The organism is Testudinibacter sp. P17/SS/0325 (genome assembly GCF_053570765.1).
Map to the genome: position 1 here is coordinate 1,796,171 of NZ_CM131635.1, position 22,850 is coordinate 1,819,020.

Below are 22,850 nucleotides of genomic sequence, written 5' to 3' on the forward strand. Positions count from 1 at the left end.
GATGACTATGGAAAAAATTTGGTTTGACAACTATCCGGAAGGCGCGGAGCGCGTGATTAAAACGGATAAATACCGTTCTTTGTTGGAAATGTTTGAAAATGCGGTGCGTGAGCGCCCGGATCAAGCGGCTTATATCAATATGGGCAAGGAACTGACCTTCCGCAAACTGGAAGAACGCAGCCGTGCCTTTGCCGCGTATTTGCAAAACGTATTAAAACTGAAAAAAGGCGATCGGGTGGCATTGATGATGCCGAATTTATTGCAATATCCGATTGCATTGTTCGGCGTACTGCGTGCCGGCATGGTGGTGGTGAATGTCAATCCGCTGTATACCCCGCGCGAGCTGGAGCACCAATTGCAAGACAGCGGCGCGGTGGCGATTGTGGTGGTTTCTAATTTTGCCGCTACGCTTGAAAGTGTGGTGGCGGAAACGGAGGTTAAACACGTTATTTTGACCCGCATGGGCGATCAGTTGTCGTTCGGTAAACGTAATTTGGTCAATTTCGTGGTGAAATACATCAAAAAATTGGTGCCGAAATATAAATTGCCCGGCGCAGTCACGTTTCGCGAAGTGTTGAGTATCGGCAAAATGCGCCAGTATGTAAAACCGCAAGTGAGCGGCGAAGATTTGGCGTTTTTACAATATACCGGCGGTACGACCGGCGTGGCAAAAGGGGCAATGTTAAGCCATAAGAATATTTTAACCAATATTTTTCAGGCACGCTGGGTTGCCAATCCGTTTATTGAACATTCACCGGTGCGCGAAGCGATCATTGCGCTGCCGTTGTATCATGCTTTTGCTTTGATTATCAACTGCTTGTTGTTTATCGAATTAGGTTTGACCGGAGTGTTGATTACCAATCCGCGCGATATTAACGGCTTTGTCAAAGAACTGCGCCGCCACCCGTATGTGGCGATTACCGGGGTCAATACTTTGTTTAACGCATTGTTAAACAATGAGAATTTCAGAGAATTGGATTTTTCGGCGTTAAAACTGTCGGTCGCCGGCGGGATGTCGGTTAACCAAGCGGTGGCGGATCGTTGGCACAAACTGACGGGGACCAATATTATCGAAGGCTATGGTATGACCGAATGTTCGCCCTTAATTGCCGCCTGTCCGCCGCATAGCACCGAACATAACGGCAATATCGGGGTGCCGATTCCGAATACCGATATTAAAATTATCAAAGACGACGGTACGGAAGCCGCCATTGGCGAACGCGGCGAGTTGTGGGTGAAAGGTGATCAGGTTATGCAGGGGTATTGGCAGCGACCTGAGGCGACCGCGGAGGTGTTGAAAGACGGTTGGCTTGCCACCGGCGATATTGTGGTGATGGGCGAAGATAAAAATCTGAAAATCGTTGATCGTAAAAAAGACATGATTATCGTCTCCGGTTTTAATGTTTATCCGAATGAAATCGAAGATGTGGTGATGTTGAATTATAAAGTGTCGGAAGTAGTGGCAATCGGCGTGCCGGATGCCAATTCCGGCGAGACGGTCAAGATTTTTGTGGTCAAACGCGATGAAACCCTGACCAAAGATGAAGTTCGCAAACACTGCCGCGAACATCTGACCGGCTATAAATTGCCGCGCGAAATCGAATTCCGTGACGAATTGCCGAAAAGCAATGTCGGTAAAATTTTGCGCCGCGTGGTGCGTGATGAAGAGTTGGCGAAACGGTCGGCGGTGTAATGTGTAAGCGATATAAGCCGGGGCGGATGGTATATCCGCCCGTTTACGAAGTGTGGTATAAGCATTTAATCCACAATAGAAAAATGTAAAGTGCGGTTCGGGCGGATATACCATCCGCCCCGACTTTCAGTTCTTCCCAACCGAGACAATCCAATGCAACCACTCAACTATCTCTGGATCAACAGCAATCAACAATTGCAAACCGTTTGCGAGCAAGCACGGCAAAAAAGTGCGGTGGCGCTGGATACCGAATTTATCCGCACCCGCACTTTTTATCCGAAACTGGGCTTGATTCAGGTATATGACGGTGAGCGCTTGAGTTTAATCGATCCGTTGGCAATCGACGATCTTTCGCCGTTTACCGCACTTTTGACCGATCACAATGTGTTAAAAGTCCTGCACGCTTGCAGTGAAGATCTTGAGGTGTTCCAAACCTATTTCCAACGGCAACCGCAGCCGATGATCGACACCCAAATCATGGCGGATTTTCTCGGATTCCAGAATTCGACCGGTTTTGCCAAGCTGATAGCGCACTATTTTGAATTGGAACTGGACAAAGGTGCGTCGCGCACCGATTGGTTGGCGCGTCCACTATCAGAGTTACAACGGCAATATGCCGCTGCCGATGTGTGGTATTTATTGCCGTTATACCAAAATATGGCGCAGCAGCTGGCGCAAACGGAGTGGCAAAGTGCGGTCAGTGAAGAGTGTGAATTTTTGCTGAAACGTGCTACTGCGACAAGTGATCCCGAACAAGCCTATCTTAATATTGGCAATGCATGGCGCTTGCAAGGCGTACATTTGATGGCGCTGAAATTATTGGCGAAATGGCGATACCTAACCGCACTTGAACGTGATTTGGCGCTAAATTTTGTGGTGAAAGAGCAAGCTTTGTTTCAAGCGGCGGAGCGTTTGCCGAAGCATACCTCGGAATTGCTGGATTTAGGGTTTCATCCGAATGAAATCCGTATGCACGGCAAAAAAATCCTGCAATTAGTGGCACAGGCGCAAAAAACCGATAGCGCCGACTATCCGCCGACGATCGCGCAAATTTCAGTGTTACCGGCGTATAAAAACACCTTGAAAGCCCTGCAAAAGCAACTTAATGATATTTGCCCGCCGGGAATCGCTAAAGAGAATCTGGCAAGCCGCAAAGTGTTACATCAGTTGATTAAATGGGCGTGGCGCGAAGACGGTGAGCGTGAGGCGTTGTCATTGCCGCGTTTGTTGCAAGGCTGGCGCAAGCCGTATGGCGAACGTTTACTGCAATGGATTCAACCGAACGAATGATAGAGACGCCTATTGACGTCTCTTACTTTATATTACAACACCGCTAATGCTGCGTCGTAATCCGGTTCTTGTTTGATTTCGGCAACCAGCTCGCTGTGCAGTACCTTACTTTCTTCATCTAACACAATCACCGCTCTTGCCGTCAGCCCACTCAGCGGACCACTCACGATGGCAACGCCAAGGTTTTCGGCAAAAGTGCGGTTTCTGAAACTGGATAAAGTGACCACATTTTGCAAACCTTCCGCGCCGCAGAAACGGGCTTGCGCAAAGGGCAAATCCGCAGAGATACACAGTACCACCGTATTGTTTAAATCCGCCGCTTGTTGGTTAAATTTACGAACCGAAGTGGCGCAGACGCCGGTGTCGATACTTGGAAAAATATTCAGGATTTTGCGTTTGCCTTGATAATCGGCAAGTGCGGCTTCGCTTAAATCACTTTTCACTAAACTGAAATCCGCAACGGTTTCGCCGGCAGTTGGAAAATTGCCTTGCACTTCAATCGGGTTACCGCCTAATGTCACATTCGCCATATGTTCTCCTATTAAATGATCAGATAAGTTTCGGTTATTACTTAAGGTTCTTGATAAAGTGCGGTGAACACACTTTTCTCAAAATTCACTAACGGGCTGCGTTTGGTTTTGCTTTCCAAGTCGCCGGTGGAATAACCGTTGATAAATTGTACGAACGCAATACGTTCGCCTTTGGCATTGTGCATGAATCCGGCTAAATTATAAACCCCTTTCAGCGCCCCGGTTTTGGCGATCAGGTTTTTCGCCAGCGGTGCTTCGCCCATTGAACCGCGCCCGCTCAGCGTGCCGTCATGAGCGGCAATCGGAAAAGTGCTCAGCAAATTCAGTTTATCATCGTTGGCGCTGATGTAATTCAAGGTTTGTAAAAGTGCACTTGGGCTGATTAAATTTTGGCGTGAGAGCCCTGAGCCGTCGGCGATTTGGCTGTTGCCGAAATCCACTCCGGCTTGACGGGTCAGAATTTGGCGCATGGCGCCGGCACTTTGTTGGAAAGAGACCGGTTTTTTATAGTATTGATAACCGATACGGCGGAACAGACTGTCGGCGATTTGGTTATCGGAACGCTTCATCATCCGTTTTACCAGTTCCGGTAATGCGCTTGAACGGTGGCTCGCCAACACCGTACCTTGGGTCGGATTGGTGGCGAGCATAATGTGTCCGTTGACGTTGATCCCTAAACGCTTCAATTGCGCCATGATAATCGCAATCGCGTAGCTGTCGGGATCTTGCACCGCAAAACTCAAGCCGAACGGCTTGGCTTGGCGTGCGATACAGCCTTTTAAGGTATAACGGTTGTTGTCATTGACGACCACATCAAAGGCGCAATTTCCCGCTTCTTGATTGGATACGATCCGCACTTGGCTGAAGACTTGCACCGGAAAATGTGACGGCACGGTGGCTTGCACTACACTGCCGACATTACCCGAGGCATTCAGTTCGACCGAAAAACAGTTGCCGTCAATACTGGCGGCAGACGGCGGCGCATTGAAGCACATGGTTAAATCGTTCCAAATCCAACCTAAACCGCGATCATGGCTGTTAAAAATACTGGTATCCAGTACGATATTGCCTTTGATGTTATCGACTTGTTGTTTGAGCTTGGCAAGCAATTGATAAAGTTGTCCGCTGGTTAATGTCGGATCACCGCCGAAACGGATACTGAGATCCCCTTGCAGGGTTTTGTTGCTAATTTTGGCAGGGCTGACCAAATCGGTATTAAATTGAAACTGATCGCCTAAAGTGAGTTTGGCGGCAAGTGCGGTGAAGACTTTTTGCGTGCTGGCGGGCAACATCAGAATATGTTGGTTATAGTCGGCGATCGTTTGCTGCCGCGACAAATTTTCAGCGACAAACCCGACACTGGCACCGAGCGGCAAATGCGGCAGATAGTCGCTGATTTCAACTTTGGCTTGCGCCGGCAGCGAGAGAAAAGCCAATCCGAGTAAAGAAAAAGAGAGTTTTTTTAGATGGGTATAACAAGATCGTTTCATAATAGGGATATATGCGAAGTTTGAACAGGTGTTTTTGGTTGCCTTTTTTTATAAGATGTCCATAATAGAGCCATCTGTCAGCAAGGTAAACGATTATTTCGGGACGAATTGTCATACAGTGTAAAGCGTGGCTTTCTGACTGCATTTGATATTTTTGCTACAGCATAAATGATTATGCTGTGGTTTTGTTTTGTCTATAAAAAATAGAATAGTGAGCGTTTATGAAACAAATTCCCATGACTGTGCGTGGCGCAGAAAAGCTAAAAGAAGAATTGGATTACCTGAAAAATACCCGTCGTCCGGAAATTATCAAAGCGATTGCCGAGGCGCGCGAGCACGGCGATTTGAAAGAAAATGCCGAATATCATGCGGCGCGTGAGCAGCAAGGTTTCTGCGAAGGACGGATTCAGGACATCGAAGGCAAATTATCCAATTGTCAAATTATCGACATCACCAAAATGAAAAATAACGGTAAGGTGATTTTTGGCGCGACGGTGGTCTTGATGAACGTCGAAACCGAAGAAGAAGTGCAGTATAAAATCGTCGGTGATGATGAAGCGGATATCAAGAGCGGTTTGATTTCGGTTAATTCGCCGATTGCACGCGGCTTGATCGGTAAGGAAGTGGAAGATAACGCGATTATCACCACCCCGGGCGGCAAAGTCGAATTTGATATTGTGGATGTGTTGTATCAGGCATAAAAAAGTGCGGTGAAAACCGCACTTCTGTTATTTTGGTAAGCGAATCGCAGGTTCTTTCGCCGGACGATAAAGCACCAAGGTATGCCCGATTAATTGCACCGCACTTGCCTCGGTTTCGCGCACAATGGCGTCAATAATGAGCTGTTTGGTTTCGCGTTCTGCGCCGGCGATTTTGACTTTAATCAGCTCATGGTGGCTGATGGCATTGTCGATTTCGGCAACGACGCCCTCCGTCAAACCGTTGGCGCCGAGCATCACAACCGGTTTCAAATTGTGCGCCAAGCCTTTCAGATATTGTTTTTGTTTGGTGGTTAAGCTGATAGCCATAAAAAATCCTTTTAAATTAGGTATAATCCAAGAGAGAAACAGTAAATAAATTGACTAGTTAGCCTTGAATCTCTCAATTTGAACGCCATATTAACATAATTGCCGATTAAGGTCGGTAATTATCGCAAGAGAAATAGAAATGGGAAAGAAAAAACGTTCCGCCAGTTCAACCCGCTGGCTCAATGAACACTTTAAAGATCACTTTGTCCAAAAAGCACATAAACAAAAATTGCGCTCACGGGCCTATTTTAAATTGGATGAAATCCAACAATCGGATCGTTTGTTCAAACCGAATATGACCGTGGTCGATCTCGGCGCAGCACCGGGAGGTTGGTCGCAATATGTGGTGAAACAAATCGGCAGTAACGGACGGGTGATTGCCTGCGATATTCTGGATATGGATCCGATTGCCGGGGTGGATTTTCTGCAGGGGGATTTCCGCGATGAAAACGTGCTGACCGCACTTTTAGAGCGTGTCGGCGACGGTAAAGTGGATGTGGTGCTGTCGGATATGGCGCCGAATTTCAGCGGCGTACCGTCGGTGGATATTCCGCGTGCGATGTATCTGGTGGAATTGGCATTGGATATGTGCCGCCAAGTGCTTGCGCCGAAAGGCAGTTTTGTAGTAAAAGTTTTTCAGGGGGAAGGTTTTGACGAGTATTTGAGAGAGATTCGTTCTCTGTTCAGTGTAGTCAAAGTGCGTAAGCCTGAGGCTTCGCGTGATCGTTCGCGCGAGGTATATATTGTGGCAACCGGGTACAAATTATAGTAACCTATGCCACCGGTTTGTTAAACAAGGAAATAAACGAGGTCAGCCCTTGAAGAACGACATGATAAAAAATCTGATTTTGTGGACGGTGATCGGTGTGATTCTGATGTCCGTGTTTCAAAGTTTTAATGCGGATCCTGATGCGCGCGGCGGAGTGGATTACACCACTTTTGTGAGTGATGTCGGCAATAATCAGGTGACGGAAGCACGTTTTGAAGACAGTCAAATCACGGTGACCAAAAATAACGGTGATCGTTATCAAACTGTCATGCCGATTTATGATTCCAAAATTCTTGATGATTTAATCACAAAGAATGTCAAAGTTTCCGGAACACCGCCGGAGAAACGCGGCTTATTCTCACAAATCCTGATTTCATGGTTCCCGATGTTATTGTTGATCGGGGTATGGATTTTCTTTATGCGCCAAATGCAGGGCGGTGGCGGCAAAGCCATGAGCTTCGGCAAAAGTAAAGCGCGCATGATGAGCGAAGAACAAAATACCACCCGTTTTTCCGATGTGGCAGGCTGTGATGAAGCGAAAGAAGAAGTGGGCGAAGTGGTTGACTTCCTGCGTGATCCGAGCAAATTCCAGAAGTTGGGCGGTAAAATTCCAAAAGGAATTTTAATGGTCGGACCGCCGGGAACGGGTAAAACCTTACTGGCAAAAGCGATTGCCGGGGAAGCCAAAGTACCGTTTTTTACCATTTCCGGTTCGGACTTTGTGGAAATGTTTGTCGGGGTCGGCGCATCACGGGTGCGCGATATGTTCGAACAAGCGAAAAAAGCCGCACCTTGTTTGATCTTTATTGATGAGATTGATGCGGTCGGTCGCCAACGTGGCGCCGGTTTGGGCGGCGGTCATGATGAGCGCGAACAAACCTTAAACCAAATGTTGGTGGAAATGGACGGCTTTGAGGGCAATTCCGGCGTGATCGTGATTGCGGCAACTAACCGCCCTGACGTACTCGATCCGGCATTGACCCGTCCGGGACGTTTTGACCGTCAAGTCACGGTCGGCTTGCCGGATGTACGCGGACGCGAGCATATTCTGAAAGTGCATATGCGTAAAGTGCCGATTTCACCGGATGTCGATCCGATGGTGATTGCGCGCGGTACGCCGGGTTATTCCGGTGCGGATTTGGCGAACTTGGTCAATGAAGCGGCATTGTTTGCCGCACGCACCAACAAACGCATTGTGACCATGGTCGAATTTGAAAAAGCCAAAGACAAAATCAACATGGGGCCGGAACGCCGGACCATGATTATGACCGAGAAACAAAAAGAATCGACCGCTTATCATGAAGCGGGGCACGCGATTGTCGGTTATTTGGTGCCGGAACACGATCCGGTGCATAAAGTGACGATTATTCCGCGCGGGCGTGCATTGGGCGTGACCTTTTTCTTGCCGGAAGGCGATCAAGTCAGCATTAGCCATAAACAATTAGAAAGTAAACTTTCGACCTTGTATGCAGGGCGATTAGCGGAAGATTTGATTTACGGCGAAGACAACATTTCCACCGGTGCCTCGAACGATATTAAAGTGGCGACCAATATTGCGCGCAAGATGGTGACCGAATGGGGCTTCTCCGATAAATTAGGGCCTATCCTATATTCGGAAGACGAGGGCGAAGTGTTCTTAGGACGTTCGATGGCGAAAGCCAAACATATGTCGGACGAAACGGCACATTTAATTGATGAAGAAGTGCGCCAAATTGTGGATCGCAATTACAAACGCGCACGCCAATTGTTGCTGGAAAATATGGATATTTTACACGCAATGAAAGACGCATTGATGAAATATGAAACGATTGAAGAAGAGCAAATCGAACAGTTAATGCAACGCCGTGATGTAACGCCGCCACCGGGTTGGGAAGGCGAAGCGCCGAAGGCGGAAGCGCAGAATAAGCAAGCAGAGAATGAATTGGAAGAAGAAGTGATTTCCGATCAGGATAGTGATAATCCGCAAAGCAAAGATAAAGAGTAATTTCTTGCTTGAACAAACAAAAACCTGTCAATTTTCAATTGGCAGGTTTTTTGTTATAGCAGGCAAAATCAATAAGCCGAGATAAAACGGCAACCGACAGGCGATTGCAAACTGGACTAAGCGTTTTTGCGGATATAGCGCCGCGGGCGGCATAATTGGCATTTCTAAGCCGGCGGCTTTTTTGATTGCATTCATCGTATTCGGGCAAAGGCGAAAATTTGCAGGTGAGACACCGCCGCTCCCAAGCCGAACAGCGCCACGGCAAATGTGATTAGCACGTCATCATTACGGCTGAAAGCAAAGATAGCGAAATAGCGGCATTTAAATCCCCGGTTGTCATATTCCTGTAATATTTCTTTTGTATAGTGTGTGCGAAGCAAACTAATTATTTCAGTGAGCATTTATTACTATATAAACATTAGGAGACAAAAATGAAGTTACGTTACCTATTACCATTGATGGTAGCAGCCTTGCCGTTAAGTGCGGTCGCACAGACGATTTATCCGATTGACCGCGCCACCATGATGGCAGACGGGAAATTTGATTTCAAAGTGGAATTTGATGAAATCGTTAATCCGGATCAAATTAGCATTTTAATCAACGGCAAAGACTTCAAAGACGTATTAGGCAGCAGCAACGTTGAGTTTGTCGAAAAAGAAGACGGCAAAGACGTTTCGGCGTTATGGTTACGCAATGTCAGTATTCAAGCTGCCGGCGACTATAAAGTCGAAGCCAAAGCAAATGGTAAAGAAAGTGCGGTTAACTGGACGGTGTATCAAACGCCGGATGTGGCAAAAGCGAAAAACATAATTTTCTTCTTGGGTGACGGTTTGTCCGTCGCTCACCGTACCGGCGCACGGATCTTATCCAAAGGCGTCACCGAAGGTAAAGCCGATGGCCGATTGGCGATGGACAGCCTCCCGGTAACCGGTTTTATCGGCACATCCAGTACCGACGCGATCACGGCGGACAGCGCCAATACCATGAGTGCGTATATGACCGGACATAAATCGGCGATCAATGCCTTGGGCGTGTATGTCAGCCGTTCGGCAGACAATTTAAACCACCCGAAACAAGAAACGCTGGGCGAGTTAATCAAACGTAAAACCAACAAAAGCGTGGGCGTGGTTACCGATTCCGAAGTGCAAGACGCAACCCCGGCGGCAGTTGTGGCACACACACGCCGTCGTGCCGATAAAGATAAAATCACCGGTATGTTCCATGATGTGAAACCGGATGTGATCATGGGCGGCGGCTCGGCTTATTTCCTGCCGAAAAGCATACCGGGTTCAAAACGTAAAGATGATTTGAATTACATCGATATGTTCAAAAACGACGGTTATCATTTGGTGACCAACAACACCGAGTTGACCTCAATTCCGCAAGGCACTAAACAATTATTGGGCTTGTTCCATACCGGCAATATGGATACCGTGTTAGACCGTCGTTTCCTGACCGATAACGGCGTCACCAAAAAATTCCCGGATCAACCGGATTTGACCACCATGACCAAAACCGCACTTGATGTGTTGTCGCAAAATCCGGAAGGTTTCGTATTAGTGGTGGAATCTTCATTAATCGACAAAGCCTCGCACCCGTTGGATTGGGAACGTGCGATTATGAGCACCATCATGATGGATCAGTCCATTGCAATCGCACAGGAATTTGCTGAGAAAAATCCGGATACTTTGATTATCGTCACCGGTGACCATACCCACGGGATCTCGCTGATCGGTACGGTTGACGATGAGAAACCGGGCGATGAAATGCGTGAGAAAGTGGGCGTGTATGCCGCAGCCGGTTATCCGAACTATGAAGATAAAAACGGCGACGGCTATCCGGACAAACTGGATGTCAGCAAACGTCTGGCGGTGTTCTTCAACAACTATCCTGACTACTACGAAACGTTCCGCCCGAAACTGGACGGTCAATTCGTACCGGCGTTGAAAAACGAGAAAGACCAATATGTTGCCAACGAAGCTTATAAAGATATTCCGGGGGCGGTATTGCGCACCGGTATCCTGCCGAAAAGCGAATCGACCGGTGTGCACGCCATTGACGATATCGTCATTCAAGCGCAAGGTCCGGGTTCGGAAGCGATCAAAGGCTATATGGAAAACTCGGATATTTATAAAGTGATTGTGGATAGCTTGGCGATCAATTCCGCGAATAAGTAAGGGAATATCAGCGCATATGATTCGATGTAATCAAGCGGGGGAAACCCCGCTCTTTTTCTTCTACTGGTTAAAGTTGTGTCGGTTCAGGTTATGTCGGTTACGGTTACGTGGGGTAAAACCGATGTTTTTCACGATTGCCCTGTCCCTGTTCACCCTGCCGTCCTATGCCTCCACCGCACTGACATTCGATGAACTGTACGACAAAATCTCGGTGTTGGGCATGGAATTTTCCGAAAAAGTCAAAAGCCTGAAAGATCAGACGGTTGATATGAACGGATTTATGGCGCCGCCGTTGAAAGCCGATGCGCAGTTTTTCGTGCTGACCAAAGCGCCGATGGCACTTTGCCCGTTCTGCTCGTCCGATGCGGATTGGCCTTCCGACATCGTTGTGGTGTATTTGGATAAAAAACAACCCTTTGTACAAAATAATGCGATGATTAACGTCACCGGCAAATTGGAATACGGCTCGTGGACGGATCCGGAAACGGGATTTGTCAGCTTGTTACGCATTACCAACGCCAGATTCAAGAAATTATAAATATTAGCTTGGCAGGAGATCAAATGTTAGAAATCAAGGAGTTGACCGTCAACATTCCGGCATTGCCGCAGCCGATTTTAGCCATTGGACAATTATCCGTGCCCACGGCACAACAGGTTGCCGTAATGGGGCCTTCCGGCTGTGGCAAAAGCACTTTTTTAAATATAATCAGCGGCTTATTGAAACCGACTCACGGCTCGGTGCAATGGCAAGGACAAGAGCTGACCGCACTTTCCGCTACCGCCTGCGATACTTGGCGGTTTGAACATATCGGCATGGTGATGCAGGATTTTTATTTAACCGGCGGTTTGACCGCGCTGGAAAATGTGTTGCTACCGTTCGCTTTCCGTAATTGGACGGTTCCGGTTGAGATCAAACAACGGGCGGAATATTTGTTGGGCGAAATGAATATGCCGCGTTTAAACACCGATGTGTCGCAACTGTCGCGCGGCGAAATGCAGCGGGTGGCGATTGCCCGCGCCCTGCTTGCCAAGCCGAAGGTGATTATCGCCGACGAGCCGACCGCCAGTCTGGACGCGGAAAACAGTCGCAATATTGCCCGTTTATTATTGGAAATCAGCGAAAAAGAGCGCTGTACCTTGCTGGTGGCGACCCATGATCGTTTTTTATCCGAACAGCTGCAACGCCGGCTGTTGCTGCAAAACGGGGTTATTGTCTCGGATCAGCAAAAAGGAGCGCAAGTATGTTAATGCTAAAACTGTTGTTGCTTGACTTTAAAAAGCGCAAATTCGGCAGCCTGATGATTATTTTTCTGATTGCCCTTTCCACCGCATTGAGCATTACCGTCAGTTTACAGGAACGTGCTTTGCGCGAAGGCAGTGCGCAAGCGGCGGATCGTTTTGATTTGGTTGTCGGTGCGCCGGGCAGTGAAGTGCAATTGGTGCTGAGCACCGTGTTTTTACAACCGTCGCCGTTAAACCTGCTGGATACGGCGGTTTTTAAGGCGATCGAAGCCAATCCGCAGGTCGATTGGGCGGCACCGTTGGCATTCGGCGACTATTATCAAAATATGCCGATTGTCGGTACCAATACCGCACTTGTGCTTGACGGCGGCGAACGGCAACTTGCCGCCGGGCGGACGTTCGAAAAAGATTATGAAGCGGTGGTCGGGGCAAAGAGCGGTTTGGCGATCGGCGACAGTTTCAGCCCGATGCACGGACAGTTGGGGGAAAGCAATCATCATGCCCATGATGACGTGGAGTATCGTGTGGTCGGCATTTTGCCGGAAGAGGGCAGTGTTTGGGATAAAGCCTTATTAGTGCCGATCACCAGCGTTTGGGACGTACATCAACATCACGACCACGATCATGATCACCACGCTCATGAACACGACGGACCGCCGGGCTATGTCGATGAACACGACCATGATCACGATCACGACCATGCGATTGAAGAGCTGGGCGTATCAGCGGTGGTGATTAAGCCACAAAGTTTTGCCGGCGCTTATCAATTGCGCAGCCAGTATAAAACCGAAACCACCCAAGCCGTATTTCCGGCGGAAGTGCTGGTGCGGGTGTACGGTGTGTTAGGCGACAGCAAAGAGGTGCTGCTGTGGGTGTCGATTGTGACCCAAGCGCTGGTGGCAACCGCACTTTTGATGATTATCGTGCTTTACCTGCAAAACCGGCAAAAGCAGGTGGCGGCATGGCGGATTTTCGGGGCGCCGCGCGCCAAGATTTTCTTATTGATTTGGTTTGCCCTGATCGCGATGATTGCGCTGGCAATGCTGTTGGGCGTAGTTATCGGCTATATTGCGGCACAACTGATTTCGCAACATCTCAGCCTGCAAAGCGGTTTTGTGCTGCCGGTACGTTTGGGCGAAGAAGAGTTCCGTTTTATCCTGTTCAATTTTATTTTTGCGATTCTGATTGCGCTGTTGCCGTCGTTGTTGCTTTACCGCCAATCGCCAATAAATGTTTTAAGAAACACGCAAGAATGATATGATAACGCCCTAAATTATAAGTTAGAGAACAGAAAAGACACAATTTGGGGTAAGGAGAATCTGTGTTGCAGCAGCACCATATAGAACAACATAGTGTTATTGACAACCAACGTTTGGTTGTGACACTGGCGTCGACTCAAGCCGAAATTGAAGACGCACAACGCTTACGTTATGAGATTTTTGCGTTGGAAATGGGCGCAAAAATCAACAGTGTCAACGGCTTAGATATTGATAAATATGATGAACATTGCCGGCATTTAATCGTACGCGATGAAGATAACGGCAAAGTGGTCGGTTGCTATCGCTTGTTGACCGTTGACGGTGCACGCAAAGTCGGCGGCTGGTATAGCGCCGGCGAGTTCGACCTCAGCCGAATTGAGCATATTTTGGATCGCACCGTCGAATTGGGGCGTGCTTGTGTGCATAAGGATTACCGTAACGGCGGCGTAGTGATGTTGTTATGGTCGGGGTTAATCAAGTTTATGCATTTGGAAAACCTGTCTTACATGATCGGCTGCGGCAGTATCAGCATGAGCGACGGCGGACACATGGCAGCCAGTCTGTATCGTAAACTGGAGAAAAAATACCTTTCTCCGTTGGAATATCGTGTGTTTCCGCATGTGCCGGTACAACTGGATAAATTAAAACAAGATCTTGAAGTGTCAACACCTGCCTTAATCAAAGGCTATTTGCGCGCAGGGGCTTATATTTGCGGCGAACCGGCTTGGGATCCGGATTTCAACTCGGCGGATGTGTTGATCATGATGCCGATCACCCGTCTTGACGAGCGTTATTTAAAACATTTCTGTCGTTAATCCCAGCTTAGAACAAGAAAAGGCGGTTTATGCGATCTTTGGTTACTTTTTGGCGATTAGTGAGAATCGCCTATTTTTTACTGAGCGGTGTATTTCAAATGTTGGTGTTGTTCCGCTGGTGTACCCCGGAACAAAAATTAGCGCGGATTCAGCGCTGGTCACAACATATTTTGCGGGTGTTTAATATTCGGGTTAATGTCCACAACGTACCGCACTTGTCACAAGTGAAAGGTACAATGTTCATCTCCAACCATGTTTCTTGGTTGGATATTTTTGCGATCAACGCCGTGTTGCCGGGGCAATTTATTGCCAAAGAGGATGTGCGCAAATGGCCGATTATCGGTTATTTGGCAGCACAAGCGAACACGGTGTTTGTTTCCCGCCAACGCGGCAACGGCAGTACACAGGGCAAAGTCGATAACGTCGCGGCGGCATTGCGTAACGGCGCACAAATCACCCTGTTTCCGGAAGGCACCTCGACCAACGGCGAACAAGTGTTACCGTTCAAAAGCAGCTTTTTCCAAGCCGCAATTGACGCCGAAAGTAAGGTTTGGCCTGTGCTGTGCTTCTACCCGGCAGAAAACGGTGGTGCAAATCATACGATGGCATATTACGGCGACATCAGCTTAGTGCAATCCCTCAAAGATCTTGCCGCCCAAAAACGCGGCGTGATTGAACTCCGTTTCTTTGAAGCAATTGACGCCACCGATAAAGACCGGCGCGATCTCGCCGATCGTATCCAACAAATGTTGGCAACCGAACTGGCGAAAGCGTTGGAGCGGAGTCGGTAGAATTCCTTCTCTCCCTGTGGGAGAAGGACAGATTATCGCTTCGTTCAGAAGCGATAATCAGGATGAGGGGACAAAATTATCATTTTATTTCATCCTCATCCGCCCTATCGGGAACCTTCTCCCATCAAGGGAGAAGGGAACGGAGGTTTCTTCAATATAGTTTGTTTTTTTCTTTTTGTGAGAGCAGGAAATAATGTTTTGCTTCACTCATCCCTCAACTCCGCAAATTCCCCTTTGGTCGCTTGTGCCAAATCCTGTGCGGTCAAGGCAATGTCTAAACCGCGTTTGCCGCCGGAGACGTAGATTCTCTCCCATTCAACCGCACTTTGATCGATAAAAGTCGGTAGAATTCCTTCTCCTCCTGTGGGAGAAGGACAGATTATCGCTTCGTTCAGAAGCGATAATCAGGATGAGGGGACAAAATTATCATTTTATTTCACCCTCATCCGCCCTATCGGGCACCTTCTCCCATCAAGGGAGAAGGAAACGGAGGTTTCTTCAATATAGTTTGTTTTTTTCTTTTTGTGAGAGCAGGAAATAATGTTTTGCTTCACTCATCCTTCAACTCCGCAAATTCCCCTTTGGTCGCTTGTGCCAAATCCTGTGCGGTCAAGGCAATGTCTAAACCGCGTTTGCCGCCGGAGACGTAGATTCTCTCCCATTCAACCGCACTTTGATCGATAAAGGTCGGCAGGGCTTTTTTCTGCCCGATCGGGCTGATTCCGCCGACCAGATAGCCGGAGGATTTTTGTGCCGCGTCGATGTCCGCCATCTCGATTTTTTTTACTTGTAACGCTTTGGCGGCTTTTTTCAGGCTGAGTTTGTGCGATACCGGAATCACCATCACCGCCAGTTTTTTCTGATCGCCGTTGATTGCCACCAATAGGGTTTTATAGGTTTGATCGGGGTTGAGCCCCAATTTTTCCGCCGCTTCTTGCCCGAAGTCGGTGATATTGGGATCGTGCTCGTAGCTGTGGATCGTATATGGAATTTTTTGTTTTTTCAGATAATTGATTGCCGGTGTCATCAGTGGTCTCGCGATTCTTTTACAGACTTATGCAACGAAATTCGGTAGAATTGCGCCGTTTACTTAATCCAAGAATTGTACCCTAGAGAGGCAAAGAAAAAAATGCAGACAAGTTTAAATATTGTCGTGGCGGCGGAATTTGAATTGGCGGAAAAAATCGCCGAATTATTGGAACAAAGTGCATTACCGACGGCAAAATTGAGTGTCGCCGAGATTTATCCGTTTAACGAAGAGCAAGGTTTGCGTTTTAACAATCGCGCGGTGGAACAGCAAAATATCGAAGAGATTGACTGGACGGATAAGCAATATCTGTTTTTCGCCGGTGAAGCCAAACACGCAGCGTATGTGGCGCAAGCGGCGGACAGCGGCTGTGTGGTGATTGATCTTAACGGCGTGTGCGCTGCGTTGCAAGATGTGCCGTTGCTTGTACCGGGTTTTAATGACGGGCAATTGGCAGAACTGCGTAACCGCAATATTGTCGCCCTTGCCGATCCGCAAATCAGCCAGTTGTTGCTGAGTGCCGGTGAAATCTTGGCACAGGGCGACATTAATCGGCTGCTGGTCAGTTCAATGTTACCTGCCTCGTATGTCAATGCCGAGCAAGTGAAAAAACTGGCAGGGCAGACTGCGCGTTTACTGAACGGTATTCCGTTGGACGAAGGCGAACAACGCTTGGCGTTTGATATCGCACCGTTTAAATTACACAGTGCGGATCGTTTAGTGCAGCAATTCCAAAAAATCCTACCGAACAGCGAAATCCAGTTGGTGATTCATCAACTGCAAAGTGCGGTTTTTTACGGACTGGGGCAGCAAGTGACCGCACTTTCCGATTACCAAACCGATGTGGAGCAATGGCAGCAGGCTTGGCAGCAAAATGCCTTAATAGCCGTACATCATGATCAACTTGTGACACCGGTGATTAACGGCGAACAGTATCAAGAACAGGATCAGATTCACATAAGCGATGTGCAGGCGTTGGAAAACGGCATTCAGTTCTGGTCGGTATGCGACGAACAGCGTTTCAGCTTGGCGCTGCTCGGCGTGCGACTGGCGGAAACCGCGTATTTGCAGGGTTATTAACAGAATCAATGCAATTTGGTTTGGCGAGGCTTGCCAACTGGAATGCATGATAAATGAAAAATAATAAAATATAACAATGAAAGGAGTCCAACATGCGTAAAGTAATAGGTGGGTTATTGCTGCTATCAATAGCAGCTGGTGTAGCCGCCAAAGAGGTTAATATTAAACTGCTGGGAACGTCCGATGTGCACGGACGAGTGGTGCCGTGGAGTTATGGCGCAGATATTGAGGATCTATCGGGTTCTTATGCCCAGATTGCAAGTTATGTGAAGGGGGTGAGACAGCAGCATGATAATGTAATTTTGATTGATGTTGGTGATGCGATTCAGGATAACCAAGTGGAAGTGTTTGCCAAAACAGCGCAATACTATCAAGACAATCCGATTCCCAAAGTATTAAATGCTATGAATTATGATATTTTTGTTTTGGGAAATCATGAGTTTAATTTTGGTATGCCGGCACTGGATGCCATTTTGCAAGATATTCAGGCACAAAAAATTACTGCTAATTTCTATCATCAATCGGGTGATCGCTATTTGGCTCCCTCCACAATCATTGAAAAAGGCGGGGTGAAACTGGGAATTATCGGTTTGACCACGCCAATGTCGGAGATCTTCGAAAAGGACACCGGACATCTAAAAGCAATGAAATTCAGCTCACCGATTGAAGAAACCAAACGGCAAATTGCCGTATTAAAAGCGCAAGATGTTAATGCGATTATTGTGATTGCCCATATGGGGATTGAGAATGAAAACAACATTGCCGGAACCGGTGTTAGCGATCTGATCAATGCGGTTGAGGGGATTGATGTGATTATTGCCGGGCATATGCACCAAAATATACCCGGCGAAACCATCAATAATGTGTTAATCACCGAGCCACACCGTTACGGTACAGTGGTTTCTGAAGTGGATTTAACCTTTGATGTGGATGAAAAACAGCAGGTGAAACTGTTGTCAAAAACAGCAACAACGGTGCCGGTAAAAACGCTGGCTGCAGATCCTGAAATCGTCAGCATTTACCAGCCTTATCACGACGAATTAAGACGTTTGAATAATGTAGTGATAGGTGAAACCGCAAATGACATGGTTTTACAACAGAAAAATCACGGTGTATCCGTTGCTTTTTCACAAGACACCGGTTTATCGTCGCTGATTACCGATGTCGAATTACATTACAGCAAAGCCGATGTGGTTTCCTTTGCCTTCGATCATGAAACGGTACGTTTGGATAAAGGGCAGATTAAGAAAAAAGACATCATCTTTAATTATCGTTATGCCGGTGGCGATGTGACGGTGTACGAGTTAAGCGGCAAACAGTTGAAGCAGTATATGGAGTGGTCAGCGGACTATTTTAATACAATTGAAGCAGGTGATACGGCTTATCGTTATGATCCAGTGCGTGGTAAGTCCAAATATGTGACCTTCGATATTTTTGGCGGGGTGAACTATAACATTGATTTAACTCGGCCCAGCGGACATAAAATTGTGAATCTCACCTTGGCTGATGGGCGCCCGGTGACGGATGAACTCAAATTAAAAGTCGGTATGAACTCCTACCGTTTTGGGCAACTCAGCAAAGTAGGCGGAATATTTGCAGAACAGACCATTCCGGTGTTATGGGAGTCGAAAGTGGCTTTAGGCAGCGAAGCTGGTACCATCCAAAACATGATAATCGACTATATTACCCAGGTGAAGCAAGGTAAAATCGACGGTTTGTCACATAACCGTTGGCGGATTATCGGGTTAAAGTAAGATAATCCCGGTTTATTTTTAAAGTACGGTTCGAGCAAAACCGTACTTTGATTTTTTATTTGAAGCCATCGGCTTGTAACTGTTGATAACCGCCGAGGTTTTGCACGTTACGATAACCCAATTTTTCCAATTCGGCTTTTGCCAAGGCTGAGCGCCTGCCGCTGCGGCAATAGACATAGATTGCTTGGGTTTTATCCGTGGTTAATCGGCTGATTTGCGCTCCGATTTGTGCATAGGGGATATTGACCGCACTTTGCAAATGCCCGGCGGCAAATTCATCGGCTTCGCGTACGTCAATCAGCAGTGCCTGCCGGTTTTGTTGCTGCTGTTGCAATTGCTGTGGCGTAATGGTATTTGCCTGCACAGTGGAGAATAATCCGCTTAACAAACAAACGCCTGCCGTTACCCATTTTAATACTCGCATTTTTTCCCCTTAATGATGTTTAAAATCGCAGCAAGCATAGCTTGAAAATAGAACTTTACCTGTGAAATCGTCTTATTTTGCTGTGATTTTAAATCAGTTCCGCTTGTTGCAACACCACCGCTTGCAAAACGTTGATTCCGGCTTCCACATCCTGCCAGTCGGTGTGTTCCAACGGATTATGGCTGATACCGTGCTGTGACGGCACAAAAATCATCCCGGTCGGGCAGAGCGTTGCCATGTGCATTGCGTCATGTCCCGCGCCGCTCGGCATAATTTCATAAGCATAGCCTAATTGTGCGGCGGCTTGCTCGACGGCGTTAACCATAGCCGGGTCTAACAAAATCGGTTGATCGCGTGAAATGAGTTGTAAGTCAATCTGTAAGCCGCGTTGTCGGCTGACTTCGGCTATTTTCCGCTGCAGGGCTGAAAATACGCTTTCCCGTGCGGCAACATTGGTGCCGCGAATATCAACCAATAATTCGCAATAGCCCGGCACTACGTTCATCACCCCCGGTTTCGCCTGCATTTGCCCGACCGTGGCAACGGTGGCGTGCCCGGCGCGAATGGCGGTTTGTTCCAACGCCAAGGCTAATTCAGCACCGCCTAATAATGCGTCGTGGCGATAATTCATCGCGGTCGCGCCGGAATGATCCGCTTGCCCTTGAATTTTCACGAGACAGCGGATCGGTGCGGCGATACCGGTGACCACACCGATGGTTTTGTTCTCATTTTCCAGACGCGGTCCCTGCTCGATATGCAATTCAAAAAAGCATTTAAATTCAGCGGCAGAACGTTTGGCTTGCTCGATTTGGTTAAAATCCAAACCGATCTGCTGAAGTGCGGTAGCAAGGCTGATTCCGTTTTTATCTTGTAAACGGGCGAGCCCCGCTTGATTGCTGACGCCGCACATCACTTTGCTGCCTAAAGTAGCATAGTTAAAACGGCTGGATTCTTCGCAGGTAAAAATGATTAACTCCAATGGATAACGGGTTTGCCGTTGCTGTTCGCACAGTTGCAGCAGAATTTCCAAACCGGCAACGGTGCCGAGCGGTCCGTCAAATTTGCCGGCATTGACCACGGTGTCGATATGCGAACCGAATGCCACGGCAGGCAGATCATTTTGTGTGCCGTCACGGCGGATAATCACGTTGCCGATTTGATCGATACGAATGATGAAATCCTGTTGTCGGCAGAGATCGAGCAAATAATTACGTGCCTGTAAATCTTGCGGGCTGAATGCCAGGCGCGTCAATTCGTGCGTTTCGGCGGAGATGGACGCTAAATGATGAATTAGGGCTTTTACGCGTTGCATATTGATAGTCATAATAATTTCTCCGAAAGGTCATCGTAGCTTTACAAACAGTTTATCAAAAGCATGATCCATTTCACTATAAACGAAAATCAGTTGGGGTAAAATCGACTTGATCACAAACATGAGTAATGACGACCAAAACTAAGGAGTATGCTGATGAGTGTTAAAAAAATGCTGTTAATGAGTGGTTCCAAGTATCGTAACACCGAGTATTTGGTGCATTGTATTCCTTGGATTCGGCGTTTTTTGGCGGATTTTCAAGGGAAAACCTTGGCTTTTGTGCCTTATGCCGGCGTCAGCCGCAGTTATGATCAATACGAACAGGCGGTGAAACATGCTTTTGAACCACTGAAAATGAACGTGCTTTCCGTCCACCAATCGCCAGATCCACGCGAGATTATCGAACAAGCCGATGCGATTGCCATCGGCGGCGGTAATACGTTTTGTTTGTTGAATCAGTTATATCAACACAACCTGTTGGAGCCAATCCGGGCGAAAGTGCAGGGCGGTGCGCCGTATTTCGGTTGGAGCGCAGGGGCGAATGTTGCCGGGGCTTCGATTATGACTACCAACGATATGCCGATTGTCTATCCGCCGTCGTTTGCGGCATTGAACTTATTTCCGGCGCAAATCAACCCGCACTTTGTTTCCGGCAAAATACAAGGGCATAACGGCGAAAGCCGTGAAGAGCGGTTAAATGAATTTTTATTGGTCAATCCGAAAGCGGTGGTGTATGCCCTGCCGGAAGGCACTGCGCTACAAATTCGCGACGAATGCGCAACGGTGCTGGGCTATGACAATATTTTGCGTATCAGCGGGCAGATGGATGTGGAAGAAATCGCACTCAATTCGACATTTAACTATATGTAAAGTGTGACAGGAGGTTTCAAATGAATGGCTTAAATATGGTTGTTGCCTTGGCAGGAATTGCCGTCACGGTATATTTAATGATTAAAAAATATGAAACCCGCACCGTGTTATTGGGTGTCGGTTTAGTGATGGCGGTTTTGACTTTAAGCCCGATGGAAGCATTGGCGGCATTTGCTAAAAGCATGACATCTTCCGGCTTAATTATGGCGATCTGTTCCAGTATGGGTTTTGCCTATGTGATGAAATATACCGAATGCGATATGCATTTGGTGCATTTGCTGACTAAACCACTGAGCGGACTGAAGTTTTTTCTGATTCCGATTGCCACGGTTTTGACCTTTTTTATCAATATCGCGATTCCGTCGGCGGCAGGCTGTGCGGCGGCGGTGGGGGCAACCTTGATTCCGGTGTTGAAATCTGCCGGCGTGCGTCCGGCAACGGCAGGGGCGGCGATTCTGGCAGGCACTTTCGGTTCGATGATGAGCCCGGGATCTTCGCACTCGGCGATGATCAGTGAAATGTCCGGTTTAACCGTCACCCAAGTTAACCTGAGCCACGCGCCTTATACCATTATTGCCGGGGCGATCGGTGCGGTGGTGCTGACGATTCTGGCGGTGGCGTTGGGCGATTACCATAAAAAATTCCGTGATGAATATCTGGCGGAAAATCAGGAAGCGGAGCAACATTTCAGCAACGTGAATATTCTGTATGCGCTTGCGCCGTTAATTCCGGTGGTGCTGTTGGTTATCGGCGGAACGGAATTACAGAAAATTTCATGGCTGGCTTGGACGAAAATGACCGTGCCGGAAGCGATGTTAATCGGGGCGATTTACGCCATTATCGTAAAACGCACCTCACCGATGAAAATTACCAATGAGTTTTTTAACGGTATGGGAAATTCCTATGCCAATGTGTTGGGGATTATTATTGCGGCGAGTGTATTTGTTGCCGGCTTGAAATCGACCGGCGCGATTGACGCGGCGATTGAATTTTTGAAATCCTCGAATGAATTCGTACGTTGGGGCGCAACAATTGGACCGTTCTTAATGGGCGTGATCACCGGTTCCGGCGACGCGGCGGCGATTGCCTTTAATACCGCGGTGACGCCACACGCGGTTGAATTGGGTTATACCCATGTGAATTTAGGTATGGGCGCGGCAATTGCCGGGGCAATCGGACGCACCGCGTCGCCAATCGCCGGGGTAACTATCGTTTGTGCCGGTCTAGCAATGGCGAACCCGGTGGATATGATTAAACGTACCGCGCCGGGCATGGTGCTGGCGGTTTTATTCTTGGCACTGTTTATGCTTTAACT

General features: G+C 47.9%; 22 protein-coding genes. 15 read left to right on the top strand and 7 right to left on the bottom strand.

Annotated features, from left to right (window positions below; all coding sequences use genetic code 11):
• The first annotated feature begins 7 nt into the window (after window positions 1–7).
• Together fadD and rnd are read left to right on the top strand one after the other, a co-directional pair.
• A complete protein-coding gene (gene fadD, locus ACWA50_RS08540; protein ID WP_431051589.1) occupies window positions 8–1,693 on the top strand; it encodes a long-chain-fatty-acid--CoA ligase FadD in 1,686 nt (561 codons plus the stop codon).
• Window positions 1,694–1,846: 153 nt separating this feature from the next.
• Window positions 1,847–2,983, top strand: coding sequence for a ribonuclease D (rnd, locus tag ACWA50_RS08545; RefSeq protein WP_431051591.1), 1,137 nt, complete (start codon window positions 1,847–1,849; stop codon window positions 2,981–2,983).
• 32 nt (window positions 2,984–3,015) lie between these two features.
• On the opposite strand, the gene tpx is transcribed toward rnd, so the two are convergent.
• Complete coding sequence (tpx, locus tag ACWA50_RS08550) at window positions 3,016–3,513, bottom strand: thiol peroxidase (RefSeq protein WP_431051593.1); 498 nt, start codon at window positions 3,511–3,513, stop codon at window positions 3,016–3,018.
• Between the two features lie 41 nt (window positions 3,514–3,554).
• On the bottom strand, window positions 3,555–5,003 hold the full coding sequence (dacB, locus tag ACWA50_RS08555) for a serine-type D-Ala-D-Ala carboxypeptidase (RefSeq protein ID WP_431051595.1): 1,449 nt from the start codon (window positions 5,001–5,003) through the stop codon (window positions 3,555–3,557).
• 221 nt (window positions 5,004–5,224) lie between these two features.
• Here dacB and greA point away from each other — a divergent pair, with 221 nt between their 5' ends.
• Window positions 5,225–5,704 (top strand): transcription elongation factor GreA, encoded by a 480-nt coding sequence (gene greA, locus ACWA50_RS08560; RefSeq protein WP_431051597.1) that lies wholly within the window; start codon window positions 5,225–5,227, stop codon window positions 5,702–5,704.
• 27 nt (window positions 5,705–5,731) lie between these two features.
• On the opposite strand, the gene yhbY is transcribed toward greA, so the two are convergent.
• Window positions 5,732–6,031, bottom strand: a complete 300-nt coding sequence (gene yhbY, locus ACWA50_RS08565; protein ID WP_431051599.1) for a ribosome assembly RNA-binding protein YhbY — start codon at window positions 6,029–6,031, stop codon at window positions 5,732–5,734.
• A 139-nt stretch (window positions 6,032–6,170) separates the two neighbouring features.
• Here yhbY and rlmE point away from each other — a divergent pair, with 139 nt between their 5' ends.
• Together rlmE and ftsH are read left to right on the top strand one after the other, a co-directional pair.
• Complete coding sequence (gene rlmE, locus ACWA50_RS08570) at window positions 6,171–6,800, top strand: 23S rRNA (uridine(2552)-2'-O)-methyltransferase RlmE (protein WP_431051600.1); 630 nt, start codon at window positions 6,171–6,173, stop codon at window positions 6,798–6,800.
• A 61-nt stretch (window positions 6,801–6,861) separates the two neighbouring features.
• Window positions 6,862–8,784 carry an ATP-dependent zinc metalloprotease FtsH gene (gene ftsH, locus ACWA50_RS08575; protein ID WP_431051602.1) on the top strand — a complete coding sequence of 641 codons (1,923 nt, stop codon included), beginning with the start codon at window positions 6,862–6,864 and terminating at the stop codon, window positions 8,782–8,784.
• Between the two features lie 27 nt (window positions 8,785–8,811).
• Here ftsH and ACWA50_RS08580 read toward each other — a convergent pair whose 3' ends face one another.
• The gene (locus ACWA50_RS08580; RefSeq protein WP_431051604.1) at window positions 8,812–8,979 is read right to left on the bottom strand and encodes a hypothetical protein; all 168 of its coding nucleotides are present in this window, start codon (window positions 8,977–8,979) and stop codon (window positions 8,812–8,814) included.
• A 236-nt stretch (window positions 8,980–9,215) separates the two neighbouring features.
• Here ACWA50_RS08580 and ACWA50_RS08585 point away from each other — a divergent pair, with 236 nt between their 5' ends.
• The 6 genes from ACWA50_RS08585 to ACWA50_RS08610 all read left to right on the top strand — a co-directional run bounded on the left by ACWA50_RS08585 (window position 9,216) and on the right by ACWA50_RS08610 (window position 15,068).
• Complete coding sequence (locus tag ACWA50_RS08585) at window positions 9,216–10,961, top strand: alkaline phosphatase (RefSeq protein WP_431051606.1); 1,746 nt, start codon at window positions 9,216–9,218, stop codon at window positions 10,959–10,961.
• 121 nt (window positions 10,962–11,082) lie between these two features.
• Window positions 11,083–11,499 carry a hypothetical protein gene (locus ACWA50_RS08590; RefSeq protein ID WP_431051608.1) on the top strand — a complete coding sequence of 139 codons (417 nt, stop codon included), beginning with the start codon at window positions 11,083–11,085 and terminating at the stop codon, window positions 11,497–11,499.
• Window positions 11,500–11,522: 23 nt separating this feature from the next.
• Window positions 11,523–12,209 (top strand): ABC transporter ATP-binding protein, encoded by a 687-nt coding sequence (locus ACWA50_RS08595; protein ID WP_431051610.1) that lies wholly within the window; start codon window positions 11,523–11,525, stop codon window positions 12,207–12,209.
• Window positions 12,203–13,459 (top strand): FtsX-like permease family protein, encoded by a 1,257-nt coding sequence (locus ACWA50_RS08600; protein ID WP_431051612.1) that lies wholly within the window; start codon window positions 12,203–12,205, stop codon window positions 13,457–13,459. The genes ACWA50_RS08595 and ACWA50_RS08600 overlap by 7 nt, the downstream gene beginning before the upstream one ends.
• A 65-nt stretch (window positions 13,460–13,524) precedes the next feature.
• Window positions 13,525–14,277 (top strand): GNAT family N-acetyltransferase, encoded by a 753-nt coding sequence (locus tag ACWA50_RS08605; RefSeq protein ID WP_431051614.1) that lies wholly within the window; start codon window positions 13,525–13,527, stop codon window positions 14,275–14,277.
• 29 nt (window positions 14,278–14,306) lie between these two features.
• Window positions 14,307–15,068 (top strand): lysophospholipid acyltransferase family protein, encoded by a 762-nt coding sequence (locus ACWA50_RS08610; protein WP_431051616.1) that lies wholly within the window; start codon window positions 14,307–14,309, stop codon window positions 15,066–15,068.
• Between the two features lie 550 nt (window positions 15,069–15,618).
• Here ACWA50_RS08610 and ybaK read toward each other — a convergent pair.
• Complete coding sequence (gene ybaK, locus ACWA50_RS08615; RefSeq protein WP_431051619.1) at window positions 15,619–16,095, bottom strand: Cys-tRNA(Pro) deacylase; 477 nt, start codon at window positions 16,093–16,095, stop codon at window positions 15,619–15,621.
• Window positions 16,096–16,197: 102 nt separating this feature from the next.
• On the opposite strand from ybaK, the gene ACWA50_RS08620 reads away from it, so the two are divergent.
• Both ACWA50_RS08620 and ACWA50_RS08625 read left to right on the top strand, forming a co-directional pair.
• Window positions 16,198–17,175, top strand: a complete 978-nt coding sequence (locus tag ACWA50_RS08620) for an oxidoreductase (RefSeq protein ID WP_431051621.1) — start codon at window positions 16,198–16,200, stop codon at window positions 17,173–17,175.
• Between the two features lie 92 nt (window positions 17,176–17,267).
• The gene (locus ACWA50_RS08625) at window positions 17,268–18,929 is read left to right on the top strand and encodes a bifunctional metallophosphatase/5'-nucleotidase (RefSeq protein WP_431051623.1); all 1,662 of its coding nucleotides are present in this window, start codon (window positions 17,268–17,270) and stop codon (window positions 18,927–18,929) included.
• 55 nt (window positions 18,930–18,984) lie between these two features.
• On the opposite strand, the gene ACWA50_RS08630 is transcribed toward ACWA50_RS08625, so the two are convergent.
• On the bottom strand, window positions 18,985–19,353 hold the full coding sequence (locus ACWA50_RS08630; RefSeq protein ID WP_431051625.1) for a rhodanese-like domain-containing protein: 369 nt from the start codon (window positions 19,351–19,353) through the stop codon (window positions 18,985–18,987).
• A gap of 88 nt (window positions 19,354–19,441) precedes the next feature.
• The gene (locus tag ACWA50_RS08635; RefSeq protein WP_431051627.1) at window positions 19,442–20,677 is read right to left on the bottom strand and encodes a Zn-dependent hydrolase; all 1,236 of its coding nucleotides are present in this window, start codon (window positions 20,675–20,677) and stop codon (window positions 19,442–19,444) included.
• A gap of 144 nt (window positions 20,678–20,821) precedes the next feature.
• Between ACWA50_RS08635 and pepE the strand changes: the two genes are divergently transcribed.
• Together pepE and dcuC are read left to right on the top strand one after the other, a co-directional pair.
• A complete protein-coding gene (gene pepE, locus ACWA50_RS08640; RefSeq protein WP_431051629.1) occupies window positions 20,822–21,535 on the top strand; it encodes a dipeptidase PepE in 714 nt (237 codons plus the stop codon).
• A gap of 20 nt (window positions 21,536–21,555) precedes the next feature.
• Window positions 21,556–22,848: a C4-dicarboxylate transporter DcuC gene (dcuC, locus tag ACWA50_RS08645; protein ID WP_431051631.1), complete on the top strand. Its 1,293-nt coding sequence runs from the start codon at window positions 21,556–21,558 to the stop codon at window positions 22,846–22,848.
• Window positions 22,849–22,850: the final 2 nt, after the last annotated feature.

Excerpts from the sequence above, each read along its gene's own strand:
- ftsH (WP_431051602.1), top strand. The coding sequence starts at position 6,862 with ATGATAAAAAATCTGATTTTGTGGACGGTGATCGGTGTGATTCTGATG.
- dacB (WP_431051595.1), bottom strand. The coding sequence starts at position 5,003 with ATGAAACGATCTTGTTATACCCATCTAAAAAAACTCTCTTTTTCTTTA.
- ACWA50_RS08580 (WP_431051604.1), bottom strand. The coding sequence starts at position 8,979 with ATGAATGCAATCAAAAAAGCCGCCGGCTTAGAAATGCCAATTATGCCG.
- ACWA50_RS08595 (WP_431051610.1), top strand. The coding sequence starts at position 11,523 with ATGTTAGAAATCAAGGAGTTGACCGTCAACATTCCGGCATTGCCGCAG.
- ACWA50_RS08590 (WP_431051608.1), top strand. The coding sequence starts at position 11,083 with ATGTTTTTCACGATTGCCCTGTCCCTGTTCACCCTGCCGTCCTATGCC.
- ACWA50_RS08625 (WP_431051623.1), top strand. The coding sequence starts at position 17,268 with ATGCGTAAAGTAATAGGTGGGTTATTGCTGCTATCAATAGCAGCTGGT.
- pepE (WP_431051629.1), top strand. The coding sequence starts at position 20,822 with ATGAGTGTTAAAAAAATGCTGTTAATGAGTGGTTCCAAGTATCGTAAC.
- rlmE (WP_431051600.1), top strand. The coding sequence starts at position 6,171 with ATGGGAAAGAAAAAACGTTCCGCCAGTTCAACCCGCTGGCTCAATGAA.
- tpx (WP_431051593.1), bottom strand. The coding sequence starts at position 3,513 with ATGGCGAATGTGACATTAGGCGGTAACCCGATTGAAGTGCAAGGCAAT.
- greA (WP_431051597.1), top strand. The coding sequence starts at position 5,225 with ATGAAACAAATTCCCATGACTGTGCGTGGCGCAGAAAAGCTAAAAGAA.
- yhbY (WP_431051599.1), bottom strand. The coding sequence starts at position 6,031 with ATGGCTATCAGCTTAACCACCAAACAAAAACAATATCTGAAAGGCTTG.
- ACWA50_RS08630 (WP_431051625.1), bottom strand. The coding sequence starts at position 19,353 with ATGCGAGTATTAAAATGGGTAACGGCAGGCGTTTGTTTGTTAAGCGGA.
- ACWA50_RS08585 (WP_431051606.1), top strand. The coding sequence starts at position 9,216 with ATGAAGTTACGTTACCTATTACCATTGATGGTAGCAGCCTTGCCGTTA.
- ybaK (WP_431051619.1), bottom strand. The coding sequence starts at position 16,095 with ATGACACCGGCAATCAATTATCTGAAAAAACAAAAAATTCCATATACG.
- ACWA50_RS08635 (WP_431051627.1), bottom strand. The coding sequence starts at position 20,677 with ATGACTATCAATATGCAACGCGTAAAAGCCCTAATTCATCATTTAGCG.
- dcuC (WP_431051631.1), top strand. The coding sequence starts at position 21,556 with ATGAATGGCTTAAATATGGTTGTTGCCTTGGCAGGAATTGCCGTCACG.
- fadD (WP_431051589.1), top strand. The coding sequence starts at position 8 with ATGGAAAAAATTTGGTTTGACAACTATCCGGAAGGCGCGGAGCGCGTG.
- ACWA50_RS08620 (WP_431051621.1), top strand. The coding sequence starts at position 16,198 with ATGCAGACAAGTTTAAATATTGTCGTGGCGGCGGAATTTGAATTGGCG.
- rnd (WP_431051591.1), top strand. The coding sequence starts at position 1,847 with ATGCAACCACTCAACTATCTCTGGATCAACAGCAATCAACAATTGCAA.
- ACWA50_RS08610 (WP_431051616.1), top strand. The coding sequence starts at position 14,307 with ATGCGATCTTTGGTTACTTTTTGGCGATTAGTGAGAATCGCCTATTTT.
- ACWA50_RS08600 (WP_431051612.1), top strand. The coding sequence starts at position 12,203 with ATGTTAATGCTAAAACTGTTGTTGCTTGACTTTAAAAAGCGCAAATTC.